14 protein-coding genes, 1 tRNA gene and 1 other RNA gene are annotated in these 21,616 nt (G+C 42.1%); 7 read left to right on the top strand and 9 right to left on the bottom strand.

Annotation, left to right across the window (positions count from 1 at the left end; all coding sequences use genetic code 11):
• Positions 1–179 precede the first annotated feature (179 nt).
• Complete coding sequence (locus ACQ76V_RS12965) at positions 180–833, bottom strand: hypothetical protein (protein ID WP_441000929.1); 654 nt, start codon at positions 831–833, stop codon at positions 180–182.
• Positions 834–1,084: 251 nt separating this feature from the next.
• Between ACQ76V_RS12965 and ACQ76V_RS12960 the strand changes: the two genes are divergently transcribed.
• The 3 genes from ACQ76V_RS12960 to ACQ76V_RS12950 all read left to right on the top strand — a co-directional run bounded on the left by ACQ76V_RS12960 (position 1,085) and on the right by ACQ76V_RS12950 (position 6,152).
• Positions 1,085–4,093 carry a S8/S53 family peptidase gene (locus tag ACQ76V_RS12960; protein ID WP_441000928.1) on the top strand — a complete coding sequence of 1,003 codons (3,009 nt, stop codon included), beginning with the start codon at positions 1,085–1,087 and terminating at the stop codon, positions 4,091–4,093.
• A 44-nt stretch (positions 4,094–4,137) separates the two neighbouring features.
• Positions 4,138–5,088 carry a YheT family hydrolase gene (locus tag ACQ76V_RS12955; RefSeq protein WP_441000927.1) on the top strand — a complete coding sequence of 317 codons (951 nt, stop codon included), beginning with the start codon at positions 4,138–4,140 and terminating at the stop codon, positions 5,086–5,088.
• Between the two features lie 107 nt (positions 5,089–5,195).
• A complete protein-coding gene (locus ACQ76V_RS12950; protein ID WP_441000926.1) occupies positions 5,196–6,152 on the top strand; it encodes a YpdA family putative bacillithiol disulfide reductase in 957 nt (318 codons plus the stop codon).
• 183 nt (positions 6,153–6,335) lie between these two features.
• On the opposite strand, the gene ffs is transcribed toward ACQ76V_RS12950, so the two are convergent.
• The 6 genes from ffs to ACQ76V_RS12920 all read right to left on the bottom strand — a co-directional run bounded on the left by ffs (position 6,336) and on the right by ACQ76V_RS12920 (position 13,631).
• An RNA gene (gene ffs, locus ACQ76V_RS12945) (signal recognition particle sRNA small type) lies at positions 6,336–6,435 on the bottom strand.
• 59 nt (positions 6,436–6,494) lie between these two features.
• Entirely contained in the window at positions 6,495–8,684 is a 2,190-nt protein-coding gene (locus tag ACQ76V_RS12940; protein ID WP_441000925.1) for a CHASE2 domain-containing protein, read from the bottom strand.
• 2 nt (positions 8,685–8,686) lie between these two features.
• Positions 8,687–11,437, bottom strand: coding sequence for a hypothetical protein (locus ACQ76V_RS12935; protein WP_441000924.1), 2,751 nt, complete (start codon positions 11,435–11,437; stop codon positions 8,687–8,689).
• A gap of 54 nt (positions 11,438–11,491) precedes the next feature.
• The gene (locus tag ACQ76V_RS12930; protein ID WP_441000923.1) at positions 11,492–12,202 is read right to left on the bottom strand and encodes a FecR family protein; all 711 of its coding nucleotides are present in this window, start codon (positions 12,200–12,202) and stop codon (positions 11,492–11,494) included.
• Between the two features lie 8 nt (positions 12,203–12,210).
• Positions 12,211–13,386 carry a hypothetical protein gene (locus ACQ76V_RS12925; protein ID WP_441000922.1) on the bottom strand — a complete coding sequence of 392 codons (1,176 nt, stop codon included), beginning with the start codon at positions 13,384–13,386 and terminating at the stop codon, positions 12,211–12,213.
• Positions 13,387–13,557: 171 nt separating this feature from the next.
• A tRNA-Ala gene (locus tag ACQ76V_RS12920) sits at positions 13,558–13,631 on the bottom strand.
• Positions 13,632–13,823: 192 nt separating this feature from the next.
• Here ACQ76V_RS12920 and ACQ76V_RS12915 point away from each other — a divergent pair.
• Complete coding sequence (locus tag ACQ76V_RS12915) at positions 13,824–14,771, top strand: OmpA family protein (RefSeq protein ID WP_441000921.1); 948 nt, start codon at positions 13,824–13,826, stop codon at positions 14,769–14,771.
• 112 nt (positions 14,772–14,883) lie between these two features.
• Here the strand turns inward: ACQ76V_RS12915 and ACQ76V_RS12910 are convergent, their stop codons facing one another.
• Positions 14,884–16,914, bottom strand: a complete 2,031-nt coding sequence (locus ACQ76V_RS12910; protein WP_441000920.1) for a S9 family peptidase — start codon at positions 16,912–16,914, stop codon at positions 14,884–14,886.
• Positions 16,915–17,154: 240 nt separating this feature from the next.
• Between ACQ76V_RS12910 and ACQ76V_RS12905 the strand changes: the two genes are divergently transcribed.
• The 3 genes from ACQ76V_RS12905 (at position 17,155) to ACQ76V_RS12895 (ending at position 18,980) form a co-directional block, all read left to right on the top strand.
• Positions 17,155–17,622 carry a hypothetical protein gene (locus ACQ76V_RS12905; protein WP_441000919.1) on the top strand — a complete coding sequence of 156 codons (468 nt, stop codon included), beginning with the start codon at positions 17,155–17,157 and terminating at the stop codon, positions 17,620–17,622.
• Positions 17,623–17,683: 61 nt separating this feature from the next.
• On the top strand, positions 17,684–18,496 hold the full coding sequence (locus tag ACQ76V_RS12900) for a transporter (RefSeq protein ID WP_441000918.1): 813 nt from the start codon (positions 17,684–17,686) through the stop codon (positions 18,494–18,496).
• 28 nt (positions 18,497–18,524) lie between these two features.
• Complete coding sequence (locus ACQ76V_RS12895; protein WP_441000917.1) at positions 18,525–18,980, top strand: DNA-binding protein; 456 nt, start codon at positions 18,525–18,527, stop codon at positions 18,978–18,980.
• A gap of 580 nt (positions 18,981–19,560) precedes the next feature.
• On the opposite strand, the gene ACQ76V_RS12890 is transcribed toward ACQ76V_RS12895, so the two are convergent.
• Positions 19,561–21,531 carry a TonB-dependent receptor plug domain-containing protein gene (locus tag ACQ76V_RS12890; protein WP_441000916.1) on the bottom strand — a complete coding sequence of 657 codons (1,971 nt, stop codon included), beginning with the start codon at positions 21,529–21,531 and terminating at the stop codon, positions 19,561–19,563.
• Between the last annotated feature and the right edge of the window lie 85 nt (positions 21,532–21,616).

The following is a 21,616-nucleotide window of genomic DNA, read 5'->3' as shown; positions in this document are numbered from 1 at the left end:
GTACTCACCGTTATCTTTTCGGCTTTCTTAGGCACTTATTTTGGGATACGACGTGGCGCTGTCAAACGTCAGCAATATATACAGCGCCTTCGGGAAGAAAAGCAGGATATACCAGATTCACTAAAACGCCCCCATGACGATCTCAGCAATAATTAGTATAAACCCTGCTTGCTTAGTGCTTAGTTAAACAGGTAATAGTCAATTCCAATATTCGCTTGTAAGTTTCGACTGTCGGATTTGAAAAGACGATTGCTTTCCCAGTCATAACCTATTTCAGTAAATAGACCCAGCGTATTGGTTAGACGTACTGCTACCCCGGCACGCATTCCGAAGCGGACACGAAATCCGTAATCCTCAGTGGTATTTGACAAGGGCCCCAGTGCCAGATTATTGCCAAATAATGAGTTTAATTGCACATATGGCTGCAATCTATCAGTTTTAAAGGGATAAGCCCGAACAATAGGTCCAACGCCCCAGCTTCCTATACCAAAATCAGCATTTTCACCATCCGTAAAAAAGCTGGTTACTACCTGATAACCTACTCCCAGACGTGGAAACATGGTACGTACATTTCGATATACAAACTCAAGCTCCGAACTGCCGTCAAAGCTTAATGAATCGCTATTACCCTTATAATACAGATCACTGAGCCAATGGGTATTGGCTGTCAATCCGTGGATTCCGACATCATAATTTAGAGGGCGAATCCCGTTATTATCTGACGAATTTTGCGTCTGAGCAAATACAACATTAGAAAAAACACTTACCGACAAAAGTACTAACAATGCAGATGTTAGTACCTTGCAAGACCTTACAAATACCTTCTTATTCATTGTGCGTTAATTTATTACGATATACGATTAAAACGGACATTCAGTGGCGTCTAAAATTGCCCAATTAATTATACAGTTACAATAACTGAATTAAATCTTTATTGTTGCCTGTTATAGGTTATGTGTTTGCACTATGCTATTGCTCGGATAGCAACAAATTGGATATACGTGCTTAAACTGATATACTATTTTAAAATACGATTTTAGTAACCTGTGCCTGTCAATAAACTGCACTTTTTATTTATCTCCCCATGTTTGAAAAGTTATTAACAGTTCTGCTTACTTTCCTTTTTCTAATGCCTTTGTTGGGGATTTCCCAATCACAGCAAACCGATTATTTCCCCAATCGGCTCATTATAAAGTATGAGTCCAACCAAAAGCTACAGCAGATTCAAAACAAGATCGGCAATAATCCCAAGGCAGAAGTGCAGCAAGTACTTAATCAGTATGGTGCCCAAATCAGCCGTCCTCTCCTTTCATCCAAAACGCAGCAGCTCGTTAAAGCCCAACGGGTACCGGCAGCAAATGATGTTCTCCGTATCGAAGAAGTTATTTTTAGCCATAATATTGATCCGGCACAACTCGCTTCCAAAATTAATAGAATGCCTGGCGTAGCCTATGCCGAACCTCGATATATTCGGCACATGAGCACCCAACCCAATGATCCTAAAATCCAGAAGTTCGTTGAGGCCCACAACTTCACCGATGCCTGGGATTTAAGTCAAGGTTCTCGAGATATTATAGTTGCCGTAGTAGATGGCGGGGTTGACTATACGCATCCCGAGCTAAACGATAATCTTTGGATAAACCAAGATGAAATTCCGGACACCGTTTTTCCCCAAGCCGATGAAAATAATGATGCAAAGGTAACAGCTTCAGAAGTACAGACTTATCTTCAACAAAATGGGGCTGACCATAATGGCGATGGAAATATTACCTTGGAAGATGCTCTGCATAGTAATTCTGATTTCACAGACAATATCGACAATGACAACAATGAATTTACGGACGATCTTTTTGGCTGGGATTTTTGGGAGTCAGGTGGTAATGGTCAAAACATTACCCAAGATAACAATCCCATCCATGATGCTACTGATCATGGCACACATGTAACCGGCATTGCTGCAGCTGAAACGAATAATGGTGATGGGGTTGCCGGCGCCGCTTATAATGCTACCTATATGCCAATCAAAACAGGCGGAGCTCCAAACTTTGCCGACGTTATTGGGTTTGGGTACGAGGGTATCTTATATGCCGCTGATAACGGAGCCGATATCATAAACTGCAGCTGGAGTGGTGGATCTGCTTCGCAGGCCGAAGAAGATATTATCAATCTTGCTACGCAAATGGGTTCTCTCGTTATAGCAGCGGCAGGTAATGAGGCCAGCAGAACGGGATATCCCGCTCGCTATAACAGGACACTTGCTGTGGGTTCCGTAGAATCAAATGGTAATCGAGCCTCCTATTCAAATTTTGGGTATAATCTGGATGTACTCGCTACCGGGACAGATATTCTCAGCACAGATACAACTGGTAACCCTGACCCCTATATTTCTAAATCAGGTACTTCTATGTCTGCCCCTATCGTAAGTGGGCTTGCCGTACTTGTTAAAGATGTGCATCCCAATTGGGGCCCCCAGCGCATCGGCATGCAAATTCGCACGTCTGCCCGCTATATTGATGATTCAAACCCCAATTTCGAACATCAACTTGGGCATGGTTCTATTGATGCCTACAAAGCGCTCAATACCAACCAACCCGGTTTAAAAGTGGTTTCTCAAAAATTTGTTGATAGTGAAGGAAACAAACTTTCACTGGGCGAAGAAGGAAGGATTGAGGTAACCCTTACCAATGTGGGGAATACCACCTCTAATCTTGAATTAGAACTTTTATCACTAAATGACAGTGAAGTACAACTGGAAAATTCACAGCAGCAGTTGGGATCATTCGCTACAGGCAACACTGTTGATTTAAGTTTTCCAATTACGATTGCCAACGACTTTGACCTTACCGAAATACCGACTTTCCGATTAAATTTTCGAGATAAAAACCAAGGGTATGACGATTTTAAAGCGCTCATCTATGAAGACATGTTTTTTGATATTATTGCAGCCAATAATGTTAAAACTTCGTTTGGAGCTGAGGGCACGTTTGGGTTTTCCGACCCCATGGCCGGTCGTGGCGGTGTAGGCTTTATCCCCCGCTTTCCCGAAGGAGATAATCTACTCTTTGAGGGCGGGCTTATTATGAAATTTAACGAACAACTTTTTGATGCCGTTCGCACATTAAATGGAAACGTTTCCCGCGACTTTCTTCCTCTTGATGCTGTTGCCATCAACCCAACTGAAGATGGAAACGGATTAAGAGGATCTACCTATTTTACCACTTTGAATGACAGTGCGAGACGAGCTACGATCGAACTGGAAACCTTGGCCTATGATGAGCCGGCCATAAGCAATGTCGTCTTTGTTAAATATACCATCAGTAATCCATCTGAATTTTTAACCATGAAAAATATGTATGTGGGGTTATTTAACGACTGGGATATAGGTGCTAACCCGGGGAACAATACTATTGAATATAGTGAAAGCGACAGCCTGCTCTATATTTCCGATGCCTCTTCATCAAGCAATCAACCCATCGTTGCCGTTGCACATCTGGGCCCCCTTTCAGGAGCTCTTGCTATCGATAATGCAGTAGAAGCCAGGCAGGACTCGGTTACGTTTGGTATCTACGATGGTTTTTCGGATAACGAAAAGGAATCATCGCTAACAGCCGGTACGGTTCGCACCACTGTGCAAAATTCCGATGTCTCAGCCGTCACCAGTTCAGGACCCTACACCTTAAACCCTGGGGCTGATATTACTGTAGGTTTTATCTATGCTTTCGGAGATGATTTGAATGAACTCCGGGATCAAATTTCCGAAGCTCGATCACGTAACCTTTTTGAAGTTTCGCCCATCGGGCGGGCTACCGCAGATGAAATTCCTCAGCAGACCAGACTCTTTCAAAATTATCCCAATCCCTTTAATGAAGAAACCGAAATCCATTTCGACCTAAACGAAGACTCTCATGTAACTTTAACCGTTTTTGATGTGTTGGGACGTAACGTTCGTCAGTTAGCTGATACCGACCTTGATGCAGGCGCACACTTTTTAACACTAAATGCACGTAATTTAAGTAGTGGTGTTTATTTTATACGTCTTGAAACAACTCGGGGCTCGCAAACCATCCCCATAACAAAGATAAAGACCCCCTAATCACATGATACAATAATTTCAGACTTCCTGAATTATAAGTAGCCATGAAGACAAATCTTCGACATGTCCCCGATTTACAAGCACCATCCTGGTGCTTTAGCGGTCATATTCATACTATCAGCCGGTCTTTGCTTGGAGATACCAACCAACCTCCTTTAAGTCACATAGAAATTTCGACCCCTGATGAGGACTTTCTGGAGCTCGACTATCATATACAACCTGAGTCAGATGCCATCATTGCGCTATTCCATGGACTCGAAGGCTCAACCAATCGTTACTACATGGTTGAGTTGATGAAAACATTGATTAACAACGGCTATTCAATTGTAGGGGTTAACTTTAGGGGATGTGGATCAAAGCCCAATAAACAACCACGGTTTTACCATTCCGGAGAAACAAATGATTACCAAACCGTTTTCAATTGGATTTCTGGAAAGTATCCGGATAAAAAAATTGGAGCAGTCGGCTTTTCGCTGGGCGGTAATGCTTTGTTGAAGTACCTGGGAGAAACCGGAGAAGAAAGTTTGGTCAAAACAGCCGTTTCTGTATCAGTCCCCTATGATTTACGGATTGGTTCAATCTTACTTTCAAAAGGGTTCCATCGTATTTACGAATATCATTTTCTGCGCACTTTGCGTGACAAACTCGATCAAAAAAGAAAACGCATTCCAGGTTTACCTACCTTTGATGGATCTACCCTTTACGAGTTTGATAATCAGGTAACAGCCCCCCTTCACGGTTTTGATGGAGCCGAAGATTACTACAAACAATGCTCAGCCCGACGTTTTGTAGATGAGATTAAAACTGACACCCTGCTTGTCCACAGCAAAGAAGATCCGTTATGTCCCGCCGAGGCAATACCTCTGGCCAAGATTAACCAAAATCCAAATACCGATTACATTATTACCGAAGAGGGGGGACACGTAGGGTTTTGGAGCAAACCAAAGGGATGGCTGAACTTTGTGATCGAAAACTACCTGAGCAGTAATATATAAACTCTGATTATCTCAGCTATCGGTTATTTCCATAAACTGATCTTGGCTACCTTTTGTTAAATGCTGTATTTTAACAGTCAAAATTTTGAATAATTAATGTGCTACTCATGGTTATTATTGTTGGTGCAGGCCCTATTGGATTGGCCACCGCTATTGAACTGAAACGAAGGAACATTCCTGCAAAAATTATTGAAAGAGGCTGTTTGGTCAATAGCATCTTCCATTACCCTAAAGATATGACCTTTTTCTCCACCTCCGAGCGACTGGAGATTGGAGATGTACCTTTCATCTCTCACAATTCGAAACCAACACGTCGCGAAGCGCTTGAGTATTACCGTCGCGCCGCTGAAAGCTATGATCTGGATATTCATCTCTATGAGGAAGTGCAAAATATTTCCGGCCAAGATCAAAACTTCACGGTTCAAACAGATAAAGACAACTATAAAGCGTCAAAAGTTGTAGTTGCCACCGGATTTTATGATGTGCCCAAAATGATGGACATTCCCGGTGAAAATCTCGATAAGGTTCGTCACTATTACGATGAAGCTCATGCCTATGCCTGGCAGGATGTGCTTGTCATTGGCGGCGGCAACTCGGCTGTAGATGCTGCTTTGGAAACCTATCGTACTAACGCCAATGTTACATTAGCTGTTCGCGATTCGCAAATTAAAGAATCCGTAAAGTACTGGGTTAAGCCTGATATACAGAACCGCATCAAAAATGAGGAAATTACCGGCTATTTTAATACTGAGGTAAAAGAAATACGAAAAAATGAAGTAGTCTTGGATACGCCCGGTGGCACAAAAACCATTGCCAACGATTTTGTGCTGGCAATGACTGGCTATAAGCCAAACTTTAATTTGATGACCAGCTTTGGTATTGATCTCACCGATGATGAAGATAAAATGCCCGTATATAATGAGAAAAACCTCGAGACGAATCGCAAGGGAATGTATGTTGCCGGTGTAGTCTGTGGTGGAATGGATACCAGCAAATTATTCATTGAGAATACCCGCATCCATGCTGAACATATTGCCGGTGATATTGAGAAAAAGTTGCTATAGCCTATAGGAGAGATCATCCCATGTGGGGAGCAGGTAGAGCTTTCTGGACCTTAACTGCGAATTTCTGGCTGAAACGACAATAAGATCTGATCTATAATTTCGAACAACCACATTTGTGGTAAAACCTCTGCTTGTTCAAAGCTGAATGCCCATATTTCAGCAAAAAAATATGAGATAAAAAAGAGAGGGTAAGCGACCTACATCACGCCGCTACAACCTCCTACCGCTGCTACCTTCCGGTCCTGACGGAGTTCAGAGGGAGCTGGCTGCGTAGGGCCTACCCTCGAAGTTCAAAGATACGGTTTTCATTGGGTATTTGGCAAACAAAATTAGCCTGAAATATCATTTTGATTTCATTACATAAACACCGTTCCAATCCTCAGGAGGAGGATTTTCTTTCATCACTTCGCAGCGGTTCAGGTATACCAAGGAAGGATTGGTGTAAATGAAGGAATCATCGTTCGGGACAAACCTTTCCAACTCTGAAGATTCTTGAAATAATTCGATAGCCTGATCCCATTGTCGGCTTTCATACGCTTCCATTCCCTGCTCGAATTTTTCTTTACAGCTAAAGCTCTCATCAGAAAGTTTATCACGAAGCCCCATTATCTCAAACACCTCCACCGGTTCGGTTCGACCTTTTACCACAATGCGATCCAAATACCTGAATACGCAGCGATCCCCAAACTTTTGGGCCTCTTCTTTAGTAGCGGACGTAACCATCGTATAAGCTCCAAATTGTTTGGCACCACTTTCGCACCGAGCGGCAAGATTTACATTATCACCCATCATAGTATAGTTAAAACGGCTTTCAGATCCCATATTTCCTGTTACCATTACACCTGTATTAATCCCAATACGATTACGCATATGATGTACTATTTCGGGCCATTGCTCTCCTTCGTTTCGCCATTTTTCGCGCAGTTCTTCAAGTCGATACTGCATGAGCTGAGACACCACACACGCTTTATAGGCATGATCTTCGCTGGGAATCGGGGCACCGAAAAAGGTCACAATAGCATCCCCGATATACTTATCCAGTGTGCCCCCACGATCGCGGATTATGTTGGTCATAGCCGACAGATATTCGTTAATCAGCCTTACCAGTGTCTTGGCGGGCATCTGCTCGGAAAAAGTTGAAAACGACTGAATATCACTAAAAAAGGCAGTCATATATACTTCATTGCCTCCTAATTCGGGCTCTTTGCCTCCTTCCACCATCTCTTCCACAATAGCTGGAGAAACATAGGATGAAAACAATCCTTGAATACGCCTTTTCTCGCGTTGCTCCATGATATACCGATAACTTTGCGTAGAAACATATCCCACTGATAGCGCCGTAAGCATCGCAACCACATCCATAACCACATTAAACTGGAAAAACATCCAGATGGTAACACCAACAACCGATAAGATTAAGAGCAGATAGAGTCCAAAACCATATAATCCTGAAAGCCGACGAATTGCGAAAATCATTATTCCAATGGCAATGACTAATAGAACTATATTCATCCAGGGGTCTATATGATAAATATAATTTGCTGATAATATGGTCTGGATAGCATTCGCATGCATTTCGACACCGGGCATGGAAGCCTGTTCAGCGAAGGGCGTTGCATGCAGATCTTGAAGTTCAGGCATCGTCGCACCAATCAGCACAATCTTATCCTTAAAAACATCTGTATCTTTCAGTCCAAAATCAGGATCAGAGTATGAGTTTATCTGGAACGCTGAATCTTCCGAAGCAAGAACAATAGATGAATCATCAATAACGGTCTCAAACGAATGCCGGGGAAATGTGCCAGGAGGACCATAGTAATTAATGGTCATCAGATGTTCTCCAAACTTGGGAATTTCGTATGACCCAAAACTGACATGCTCATCTGTTTCATTAATCTGAGAAGAGTCGATATCAGAATATAACTTCAGCAATTCCAACCCAAGCGAATACATCTGCTGACCATTATACTCCAAGCCTAAAATATATTTTCGAATTGAACCGTCAGAATCATATTGAGCTCTAACAATACCACTTCTACTATTATTTGCTTTTTGCAATACGCGATTCGGCCTTATGAGCATTAATGATGACGACCGGCTTCCCTGTCCTCGACCTTGTGTTGTGCTTTGAATATTAGACCCCAACACAACATTACCATATTTGCTAATCACATCTGCAAATGCTGAATCGTTAGCAAGATTATAGTTGTCTCTTTTATCAAAAAGGACATCAAATCCGATGGCTTTGGCTCCGGCTTCATTTAAATGCTCAACAAGCTTTGCATGTAAATTTGTGGGCCATGGATATTTATATGGTATCTCTTGGTCAGCCTGCTGGCTTATGGAAACAATAACTACAGAAGAATCTTCAATGGCGATAGGACCGCGCAATTCGAACAGCTGATCAGTGACATCTAACTTGAGCTCCATCACGGGAGTAGAAAAGGCTAATAGTATCGTCACAAGTAAACTTCCAAGCAGCAGTCCCAATAAGATTGTTGTGCTTTTCCATGTCTTTTGGGATTCGGCCATAATCAGAAGTTAAAGATATAACGAAGTTGCATCAGATGATCATTCGGATAGGTTATTGAGGATGAGAGCATATTCCGAACATTCGAATATTTAAAATCCAAAAGAAAGGAATGTCTCTGATTTAGATTATATCGAGTGCGTGTATTTACAATATAAGAATTGCTTTCTGTTATTGATCCTTCACCGGCCGTAGCTGCCATGTAATAATCATCAAACGACTGTTGAGGCGTTCCGTTATCATTAACAACTAATGGAATCGACTCCGATCGATTTTTAGTAAAAGCTACCGACATTTCGATATTGAGCTTATCATCAAACAAAAACACACTTCCGCCAATATTTACACCCGCTATTTTTACATCGTTAAGACCACCAGATGTTTCTGAATTATTATAATTAAACCCAATATTTGTTTGTAGCGGCAAATTCTGGAATCGGTTAACTACTCGCGCCGAAATGCTTTGACTTTGGGTGTCTCCATACTCAAATACTTCATCGGAAGTATTCAACAACGAATAGTTAACACTGGCGTTATGGTTAGTCCCCAACAGTGAAAATTCCTTACTAATCGATGCCGTAAACTGATATGAATTCGAAAGTCTTGGAGTGGCCACAGTCAATGTATCTCCATTCTGGATCATAATATTCTGCACAGCTGCCTGTTCCGATATACCATCTAAGGTTGCAACCAAAGGATTATTCAACTCTACTTCGTTATCCCGGGTACGTTTCCTAATACCCAAACTTACTCTTGGTAAATCTTGATTAACAGGATACCAACTTACATTACCACGGTAATTTACAGTACTTGTTGTGGCATCCCTGTTATTAACAACATTATCTCGCAGATTTTCGTACCCCAGGGTCAGGTATATCTGATTCTCAAACAATCGAACACGATCTCTTATAGAAAAACCGGCAATATCTTTACGGATTGTAGTATTAGCCAGGGAGTTATATCCCGGCCCTACCCAACGATAACGCAGGCGTAAATCGTTATTAAAATAACTAAGCCCCAACTGAGAATGTCCGGCTAAAATGCTTGTTGAAAAAAACAGCTCTGCTGAAGTATTCGTCGTCCCTTCATCAAAACGAATGGGTAACGTTTCCATATTTTCATTTATGACAATAAGCCAAGAAAGACGATCGAGTAAGTTTTCTGTGTCTTCGTCAATATCATAGCCAATGCGATCGGCGGCCTGTTGCGTTAATGTGCCATCCGAAATATCTTGGTTAAGCAAGCTCACCGCTCCATCAGCTTCAAACTGGATACGATTATTATCAAATTGAGCTTCGATATCTGAGGCAGCTACAAAATTCCCCCTTGGTGTTGGGTTTCCACTTACACCAAGATCTTCAGGATTATTTCCTAATATCTGCTGCTGTTGACTGTTAAGGCTGTTAGCAAGATTGGGATTCACTTCCATTACATCATTATAATCATCAATGAGACGAATTGAGCTGGTATCATCCTCAACTTTTATCACATTAAGCCCAATCTTAAATCGATCATCTTTCTTAAACCCAATACGTCCACCGGCAATTTCTCGCTGAAATGTCCCACTGTCATCGGTATTTAATGTATATGAACGCATTGGTTCTTGGACATCTCCAAATGTTTGTTCTTCAACAGATATTTCATCATAAATATTATCAATTCCCCGACGTAGTTTCCCGTAGATAAACTGCAGATTCAGAGTTTCATCCCAGAAATAAAACCCCGCATTAACACCCTGCATACGCTGACCAGCGATAGTATATGTATTTAGTGTTGGATAGACATGGCCTGCTTCAAGCTCAAGCCAGTTCCCCACATATAAATGAAGGCCATAGCGATTTTGGGGCTGTAAGCGTGGATCTTCCTGCGTTGTCAGTAATCCAAAGGCCGAATATGAGATATCCCCTTTTTGACCAGAAATTCTGACATTGCCACTTAAGGCATCGTTGGGGTACCCACCCACTTGTTGATTTCTTGCTCGAAGCTCTACATTACCCTGTGGCATCCAACTCTGCTGTTGCTTTTCACCGGTAAAAGCACTTACTGTTTGGCCGGGTTCAATTACCGAAAAATTCCAATCGGCCAGAACATAAGCAGTATCTGCATTTTCTAATTTAAATTCGGCATTATGCTGTCCCATTGACAAATTACTGGGAGAATACGTATAAAAATAATCGCTGGCATTTGCCTCTTCTGTTATATCCTCCCCGTCAACATACATATGGAAAGAAGCCGAGGTATCAATTTCTGCGGGATCGTAAAATAAAGTCAGTGCTATCACCACATCCTGCTTCGAAACGGTTGTCCCTGGATCAGGTGAAAGGATGGTATAATCAACACCTGTTTCTTCTACTATACGCTGCCGCCCACTTCTCTGGGGGTCTACAATATCAACACTCAATGGACTAACAGAACCATCATTATTTGGATAGGTTATAGTCTTACCATCATTCAAGTGGATCTGCAGATAGTACTCCAGCTCACTTGCCTGTTCATCTTCTATCGTTAATTCTGTTAAAAAGTTGGAAGAAACAAGAGCAGCTTTTTTCTGGCGATAGCCCATGTCGCCATCTGTCTTAAAAAAGAGATAAGCATCAGCCACATCACCCGCATTAACTGATGGTGCCAAAAAACGTAGCTCAAAGGAGGTATTGCGTTCAACAAGGGTGGGTTTCTGATGTTGTACGGGATTCGTATCAGAAATAGAAAATGCTTCTACTTCGAGACATGCTATCCCCGTAAAAAAAATAAACAATACTATCTTTCTAACGAATACTACCCCTTTCACCGGTTGTACGACTAACTGTTTTTAGTTTCCGTTTTCAAACACTTTTACTTCAATGACTCTCTCTTCTCCATTTTCGTTTGTGAAACGCACTTTATAAATCGTCGGTTCAAGCTTCTCATTCATCTCAGAATACTCTCCATTTCTTTCCTCCAGCTCCTCGTCTGTGAGTTCCCCGGATTCTATAGAGCCATCTTCTTGGACTTGAGCATACGTTTTTGCAGACAACGTTACACTTTGGCCTGTCTGGCTAGATGTTACCTCCACCTCTCCTTCTTCCACCCAGAAATAATCATCAACCGTCGCACCAAAGGTTGTCCCCTTCACAGATGCCACCGATGAATTGGTAGCTACTTCAAAATCCTGTGCTCCCTGATCCGTGACATTCAGTAATATTTCTCCCAACTCAAGCCCAATGCGAGTGCTCGTATTTTGCTTATCCTGAATATCTCCATGAACAATTAAACGAGAATCAGGTTTAATTTTAGCCATACTTTTATCCATAAACTGTACCAAAGCAAACCCATTCTGATTCGTCCGTAAGGTATCTCCATCAAAAAGCGGCTTACCCCGCTCCCGAATATCGATAAGCTCTCCGTTTGTTTCGAGTGCAACACTTGGCTTAAACTTTTGTACAAAAGCCAAGGGGCGATCACTGGCATCATAAATATGTGCTCCCATGCCCAAAGCACCTATTATCAATAGCGGTAAAAAATATTTTAATGCCCTTTTCATAACAATTATCAATTTTCTATCACAATTGATACATCACCCTGCTCACTTTTGCGCACAAGCTCTCTCAATTTCTGCACAGCCTGCCCACTCCGAAAGCTCTGTCCCCCAATCTCTATAGATTCAAATGAAAAACCATTTTGTCGAACCTCTTCAAATCGATCTCCTAAAATACGCTGCAGTGCCCTCACAGTTTCTCCGGCTCGTTGGTCTCCGTATGACCTCTGCAAATCGGCCAGCCTAAAACTCCAAATTTCAGATTCTCTTTCTTCAACTCCTCCACTGGTCTCAAGCTGACTAATTACCCGCCAAAAGTAATCTTTTCCGGATTCCAAATCCTGCACACCTGAACTGGGATACTGATATCCAGAACCATCAACAAGAACATCCAGCATCTCGTAATCTAACAGTGAACCTCCTCCATTCGAACCAAATGATTGAATGGGATCCGTACTCATAGCCCCTTCCATTAATGACTGAGGACTTTCATTGTTTTTTGATTCTACGACCACCAACCGATAACGAACAGCTGAGGAACCACCCTGCCATTGAAAGTTGGGATAGCTACTTGAAATTACTGTTTCTGATCCAAGCTCATCACCGGGCGAAAGCAAATAAAAATCACGCGTATCTTCGACCAAGCTTGATCCAACCTCATCAGTTTCTGAAGCGAGCAATTCTCCATTCACTGATCCCTGATATATTTCTACCGTAACCTGATACTGATCGGCAGGTAATGATGTTGATCCCTTTAGTTCATTATAAAAGTTTCGTCCACGTTCGGTAAAATTACGCTCGAAAAGGATTACCTCCTCAACACCGGGTAATCCATTGCCTGAATTGTTATTATTAGCAAATACCTGCTGACCCGGATCTAAACTAAACGGACGCCCCGATATTTGACGAACTTCTAAAATCCTGCCAATTTTATCTGATTCGATGACTACACGCAAATAAAGATTGTTTAAATACTCCGAACTATTTTCATTTTGAAGTGATAACCGATATAAGGTTGGCCCTCTTAAATCATTAGCTAACAATGATTGGGCATTTATGGCCTGAGAATTTTCAAGCGTTTCATCGATCTCAAAATTCAAGGTAAGTTGCCCAAAAACTGGTTTCCCAATACCCATCAAAAATAAAAAAACCAGAAGACCACAAACCTGTTTGATATGTCCTAACCACATATATTACCTCCCGAAATTATCGCAACCTTTACCAACAACGCTTGTTATTCAATTAATATCTCTTGATGTTTAAATATTAATTAAAAGACTTGGAACATTTGCCCCCATCACAAGTATGAAGCAGTGTTAGTCAAGAAATGTGGTTCTTAGCAGAAATGCAAAACAAAAAAGTGGAGCTACGGGGACTTGAACCCCGGACCTCTTGCATGCCATGCAAGCGCTCTAGCCAACTGAGCTATAGCCCCATTTAAGAGTTGGTGAATATAAAGAACTTTTTTCGAAATTTACACTCATTTATCTGATTAACTTTATTTTGTTTTTGATTATATTACATAACATATTGTAGCTAATAGTTTTAACAGGTATTTATAATTCTTCTGGAAAACTCTATCTTACAATTCATCACAAATCAACTTTTAACCTATACTCGTAACACGATGATTAACAAACAATTAATACTACTATTATCTTCCGTGTTTCTTGGGATGGCATTGCTCACAGGCTGTGCCGGTACCGAAGAACTCAGAGCTCCTTCTGACCGTGATTTAGCATACCTTCAATCATTAGATGAAGAGACCCTCCGGTCGCTTGATACTGATGATGACGGTCTGAGTGATTGGGCAGAAATGAATGAACATAATACTAATCCATTAAAAGCAGACAGTGACGATGACGGTCTTACTGATGCCGAGGAAATCAATGAATATGACACCGATCCCAACAATGCCGACACTGATGGTGATGGCCTTGAAGACGGTGAAGAAGTTAACTCCTATGAAACCAACCCGCTTGAAGCAGATTCTGATGGCGATGGCTTAACTGATGGTGAGGAAGTTAACGAATACAATACTGATCCATTAAATGCTGACAGTGACAATGACGGCATCAACGATGGTGATGAAGTCAATAAATATAGTACTGATCCTAATAACGCTGACTCTGACGGGAATGGTTTTACCGATGGTCAAGAGATTGAAATGGGCACCAACCCTAATGACAGCAACGATCCGCCTTATATCAAAAAGGATGATCTTAGAACTATAAACTTTGACTTTGACAAGTCTAATATTGACGAGACTGCTGCACGAATTCTGAATGAGAACATCAAGAAATTGATGAACTCTCCTAAATTCCGAATTCGCATTGATGCTTATACTGACCATGTTGGTGGCGATCAGTATAACTTGCGTCTCAGTAAGCGCCGTGCAGAATCAGTTAAACAATTCTATATTGAAAATGGCGTTTCCGGAAATCGTATTGAATCACGAGGATTAGGAAAAGCGCCTCAACCGTGTATGGATCAAACGGAAGAGAAAGGCTGCCGTAAAAACCGACGTGCAGAATCACATCCGTTAAATCCTTATCAGTATGAGCCAAACAACTAAGGCTTAAACGAAAGATAAATTATTAAAGGCGATCTCTTTTGGAGATCGCCTTTTTTATTTCAAGGATAGTATAAACAGCTACTTGTCTGACCACAATTAGTATAATAGAAGATTAATCTTCTATCCCTTCCACATTAACAGTGCTAATATCTACGGTTATTTCTTTTAATCGTTGTTCAATTTCCGGCTTCATATCTTCTTGATATCGTCCCCCTATGTGATTGGCAAAAAACTCCTCCATTGCAGCGTAAGCCGCAATTCTATTTTCTTCACCGGCAAAACCGTGCCCCTCATCAGGAGCTACGATATATTGCACTTCTCGATTTAACTCGCGAAGAGCCTGAACAATTTGATCGGACTCCTGCTTTTTGACCCGGGGGTCGTTCGCACCCTGTATGACCATTAGTGGGGCTGTAATTTGGCTTGCAGAAAAAAGCGGCGATTGCTCTTTCATCCGTTCAACATCTTCAGGATCATCAAGATCTCCAACGCGCACAGCAAATATTTTGCGAATGGGTTCCCAATAAGGTGGAATAGAATTGAGCAGGGTGATAATATTTGACGGCCCAACAAAGGAAACACCTGCGGCATACAAATCAGGGGTGAATGCCAGACCTGCAAGGGTAGCGTAACCGCCATACGAGCCTCCGTAAATGGCAACCCTTGATGAATCTGCAATACCTTCCTCAATTAGATATTTAACGCCATCAGTAATATCATGCTGCATATAACCGGTGCCCCACTCTTCGTTACCAGCATTCAAAAACTCTTTCCCATAACCTGTTGACCCTCGAAAATTTGGCTGAAAGACAGCATATCCTCGATTGGCTAAAAATTGTACCATTGGACTATAGCCCCAGGTGTCTCGCGCCCAAGGACCGCCGTGCGGTAGTACGATAACAGGCAAACCTTTTTCTCCATAGCCTTTTGGAACTGTTAAATAAGCCGGAATCTCCAATCCATCACGTGCGGGATATCGAATAGGCTTCATCTCTGCCAAGTGATTGGATTCCAACTCCGGCCGAGATTCATACAGTTTTGCCAGTGTCTGATCAGATCGATCATACAAATAGGTTGAACCAGGGTCCACATCTTGCTCAATATTGATAATCCACCTTTGATCGTCGGAAGTATGGGCTCCAAAATTAATTTCCCCATCCGGTAATTCCGATTTTAGAAACTCATAATCCTGCTTAAACTGCTCATCTTTGGGATAAACCCGCAAACGATCTCCCACATACGTAGTTGCCAATAATTCATGTGTTTCATTTGAAAATATGGCTCCATTAAAATCGACCTCATTTTCAGGATCGGATTCAACAAGCGACAATTCTTCGTTCTGGGGATTGAACAGAAAAAGGCTGTTAAGATCTCGATCTTTGTTGGTAGCCATATATACCTGCTCATTATCTTTATGAAATCGAATAGGGTTCAGCGCTTCTTCGTTATCCACTTCAAACACTTTCACCAATTCGTCTCCATCAATCCGAAGCAGTTCGGTACCACCCGACTGAGTCTGACGAACCCCCAATCTTAACTCTCCATTGTTGTCGACGACCCATCCAGCAATGCCCTGGTCATTTTGACGTATAAGTTCTCGTTCACCGGTTTCTATATTTAATCGGTATACATCGTGCAGTTGTGGGTTACGATCGTTTAGTCCTACAATAATCTCGTTGGGTGTGGCATCGGGCACAGCCAATATCTGGGCACGTACGTTTTCAAGATCAGTCAGATTTCGCGCCGAAGGTACTCCAAGATCACCAACTTCTGCAGAAGGATCCACCGCATAAATATTGAAGTTTTCGTCCCCACCTTTATCCTGTACATACAAGACATAATCGCTGTTTTTGCTCCAAAAATATCCGCGGACAGGTCGAGTTGTATCAGCCGTAATGGGTTGAGCATCTTCAAAATCAGCTCCAGTTTCCTTAACCCAAATATTCATCACACCTTTATAAGGCTTCTGAAATGCTACATAATCACCATCAGGTGATATTTGTGCCCCTGAAATTTCCGGATTTCCAAAAAACAAATTTCGATCTAACAGTGGGGGCTTCTCCTCCTGTTGCTTGGATGACATACACCCTGCAATACTCAAAGCAAATCCTAATCCTATTAAACATAGCACCAATCTATTCATAACAACCCTCTCTTTATTTATTGATTTGTTAATAATCCCGCAATTCACATCCTAATATATTTGTAAATGTACAATAAAAATCAACGCTCGTATAAAAGTCCTGACAAATAAGGTTTTCCCTTACACCTTCGTAAGTATAACTACTGCAAGACATTATGTGGAATCAGCACTTCTTGAGACCTTATAAACAACCACCTTTTACCATAGCAACAATCTCAACCACCATAATAATACTACATCATGAAAAAACTACTTTTGGCAACGTTACTACTTATGATGAGCGCACCGCTTTTATTTGCTCAACAAACCGGACAGCAGCAAATGCATCAACAGATGCAGGAGATGCAAAAGATGACCCAGAAAATGAATAATCTTCTGGAACGCACACAAAGGATGAATCAAGAAATGAACAGACAGATGAAGCAAGTTCAGGATGAACAAATGAAGAACCGTTATCAGATGATGTACCGGTTTAATGAACAAGTCCATATGGCACTTGGCAATATGAAAAATGCTGCGGAGCGATGCGATTTGATGATGCAAAACAAAGACATGATGCAGGACAAGGAGATGCGACAAGAAATGGAGCAGCTCCAGAAACATCTCGGTGAAATGTCGCAACAGGCCGAAGATGCTGTGCAAACCATGGAACGACTTACGAAACGTATGCACCAACAAAAAACAGCAGATCTCAACGAAAATGATTAATGCTGGTTTCCTTACGAAACCGTTTTATTTTGCGCTATTTATCTTAAGCGGATCAATATTATTGATTATTTCTGCAGGGATTTCGTACGGACAAGAAGTCCGATATATGGGGTCCCTGCAATATTCCACCGGCTCATACTATTTTACCGAACGAACCGGAAGTTTTTATTTCAATAATGGCTTGGGGATTTCGGGAGATAAAATCAGTTTCTCTATATCTGTTCCATTCATCGCTCAAAGTACTCCATGGGTTTCGAATGTTGGCACTGGAATACTACCTACCGGCGGTCCCAAAAACGGTATGATTAGTAATAGCGCAAACGGTAGTAAAAGAAGGGGGAATAGAAAAGTCGATTTAGGTACCGCTGATACCCTATCCTATACCCAGACTAACTTTGGAGACCCCTCTTTGTCCGCATCTACAGAACTTTTTTCAACGGAGAACAGAACCACTGCCATTAGCGCCCATGCAGGCGTCAAGATCCCTCTTGCTAATCCCAAAAAAGGTTTTGGTACCGGCAAATGGGATTTGGGAGGCGGTTTATCTTGGTCACAACGCATCACTGCACAAACGCTTTTTCTGGCCAACGGGATGTTCTGGAAACTGGGAGATATGGACGATCTCGATTTCAACAATATTATAACTTACAGCGCAGCCTTGGGACAGTCGTTCCATGACGGCAAATGGATGGGTATTGTCTCTTTCTCCGGGATAACAGAAATTATTAATGAAATTGATCCCCCACTAACAGTAGGAACCGGACTCACCCTACAAGCTTCTAATAAGATGAGTCTTAACTCCAATCTTTCATTCGGGCTAACCGAATCAGCTTCGGATTTTAGCGTAGGATTAGGATGGAGTATAAAACTCTAAAACATCAACTATATCAAACATAATCATTATGAAAAGAACATTAATAAATATCGTCCTGTTTTTTGTAATTACCCCCCTCCTAACCACTGTTTTTGCGCAGCAGCGATCCGGGAAAAAGATGCAAAAGCAGATGTATAATCGGGAATTCGATACCTCGAGCATAGAAACTGTTGAGGGTGAAGTTACAGATATTACCTATCAGGCCAGTAAGGCTAAAGCCAATCAGATGGGCGTTCACATGACCATCAAAACCGATAACGAGACCATCCCGGTTCACCTTGGACCTGCTTGGTATTTAGAGCAACAAGAAAAAATACAGAAAGGTGATCAGGTTGTTGTTACCGGCTCACGCGTTACATTTGAAAACAAACCTGCTCTTATTGCCTCTACAATAAAACGGAATCAAATGACGCTGCAACTTCGAGATAAAAACGGATTTCCTGTCTGGAGAGGTTGGCGTATGAGCAACAGAAAGAATCAATAAACAACATTATTTCACAGCTTCATTAATAGGGGATTACTAACAAATAATCCCCTATTAATTTATGCAACCGGCCACTATTGGTTCCAATATTTTAGGTCATGACCTTGTATGACAAAGACCTTTTACCGAAGATGTTTGTGTTAGACCCAGTACAACAACACCAAGGACTCCATAAATGAGCTGCAACGGCGGATCAGCATGATAGCCGACCTTTAAACTTCTACAACTATCCATATTATCAACATTATGCTAACTGATAGTGCTCCCAGCCAAGCCCATTCTTTTTGATGATACAATAATACAACAACCAAGGGATATACTCCAAACACAGTTAAAAGAATGAATCCCGGAATTAAATAGCTGCGAAATGGCGATCCCTCCAACAAACTCAATGGCAGCAGCAGTGCCAAATCCAATCCCTGCACAATAAGCGTGGTATAATGGGCCGTCCACCAGTGGAGGAATTACCAACCCCAGCCACAGAAATGCGATGATAATACTATTATAAAAAAGAAAGATCCCCGCAGTATTTTACTACGAGGATCTAAAATTTAAATCCTCCTACTCCTGTAAAATCAGTTTATAATCTCCAACTTACTGTTCCCAACGCCCAGCGTCCCGGCATACGCGCGCCAAGGACATCCTGATTCTCCTGATTAAACACATTATCAACCTGTACTCCAAGTGACACTCGTGGCGTGATCTCATAATTGAGTTTCAGATTCCACAAGCTGTAAATTGACGACTTAAAAGCCCCAATATTTGGGTTGGCGGAAGGTTCCCGCTTTTTCCAGGCTGCACTTATCGTCCCCTCCATCGGTCCATGGCTAACGCTTAGGATTCCATTTACCAGATGTCGAGCATAATTTGCGATGTATTTTGAGGCTACATTGTCATCCCCAAAAAAGTCGGTAAAAGCATAGCCTATTGTACTGCTAACCAGCCAGCGATTGCCCAGGTCTTGGCTCACAGAAAGTTCCGTTTCTACACCCGCTGTCGTTATGTTGTTGATGTTTTGGGCATACAGATAATTTCCGCCGGCCTGCAGATTTTCATTATTTCTAATTTGAGTAGTATTTGTAAGGGCATAGTCAATTAAATCGGTTGACTCTCGGACAAATCCCGTTGCTGAAAAGCGAACATTTTTCCACGGAAATAGATCCATACCTGTTTCTCCGGACCATGCTCGCTCAGCCTGTAGCCAGGGATTTCCGACATTACGTCCCTCCGCCAGGGGGCCGGCCAGATTCGTTGAAATAAATCGCTCCGTGTAACTGGGGGCCCGAACACTACGACCACCCGAAGCCCGCAAAATCCATCGCTCTTGGTGGTACGAAAAACTTAGCTGAGGCATTAGCTCCGTACCGTAATTTTCATCATGATCCAGTCGCAGGCTCCCTGAAATTGTGACTGGATTGGTCGGCTTCCACTGCAACATCGTAAACCCTGCGTAATGCCAATTGTTATGATCCCCTCGGTCGGTACTACGTATACTTCGATTTTCCAACTGCGCGCCGAAGGTAATATCCCAAGCGGCCGCCAACTTTCTATATTGATACATCTGCAACGAACCCAGCGTTGTAGTGTGCTCGTTGGCCGGCGTATTAGGGTTAAAGATATATTCATCACTATTTCGCTTTAGCGACCCTTTTAGGGTTGTAATACTACTTTCGGATGATCGCTGCAGCCGTATCTGATTCCACCATGCCGATACGGTTTCGGTGGCATCATCGTACGGGCTGGCAGTATAGAAATAGCGGGCATTAAAATCTCGGTAATCATAACCAGTTCGAAGCGCCAAATCCCATTTATTGTTTAATTTAATGCCACCTGAAATAGATCCATTGGCAATATTAAACCGATTTTTATAGTCATCAGCCAGCTGCTGTCCCGGACTCTGGTGCCACATCCCACCTCCACTGAGGCGATAATTTTCAGCGCTGTGATAAAACCCGCCACGGCCCATTTTTAAATTATTTTGGCCATATCCTGCTTTAATGTGAGCATTGGTTTTCTTCTCATTTGATTGACTGCCAAAAGTATGCGTAATAATGTTGATAACACCTCCAACCGCATCAGCACCGTATTGTGCGGCCGCCGGACCATGCAATACTTCAATATGCTGAATTTCGGCCGGAGCAACCGGAATATTGGAATTAAAATGTGCCGTCAATGGATCGTTTATCCTCATTCCATCAACCAGTACCAGTACCTGCGAAAACGTACTTCCTCGAAGGCTAAAATCTGATTGCGTACCAAACGCACCACGCGACTGCACCTCTACCCCAGGGATATAGCGCAGCATTTCGTCGGGAGTATGAGCTGGAGTAGTTTCCATCATGGGGGCAGAAATAGTTGAGATATTGCGACCCGATCCGGCAGCCGTTTGAGGTACCCGGCTTGATGATATAATTACCTCTTTAGAAACTATCAGGGTATCCAGGGTTTCAGCTTCTTGGGCTTGACTGTTAGTATATATCCCCAAAAACAATAGTGAGATGAATATTGATAAAGTAAGTGTAGATATAGCAATCCTGTTAGTTAAATACATTTTTCGAGAACTTTATTGATAGATCCTTTTTAAAAGGTGCTGAAGATATCAGTGACAATGCTTCATTGAAAGAAAAATCCTTCGA

It is taken from the genome of Fodinibius sp. SL11 (genome assembly GCF_052060035.1).
GTDB lineage: Bacteria > Bacteroidota > Rhodothermia > Balneolales > Balneolaceae > Fodinibius.
Note: the sequence above shows the minus strand (reverse complement) of the source record. Positions and strands in the feature narration are given on the sequence as shown.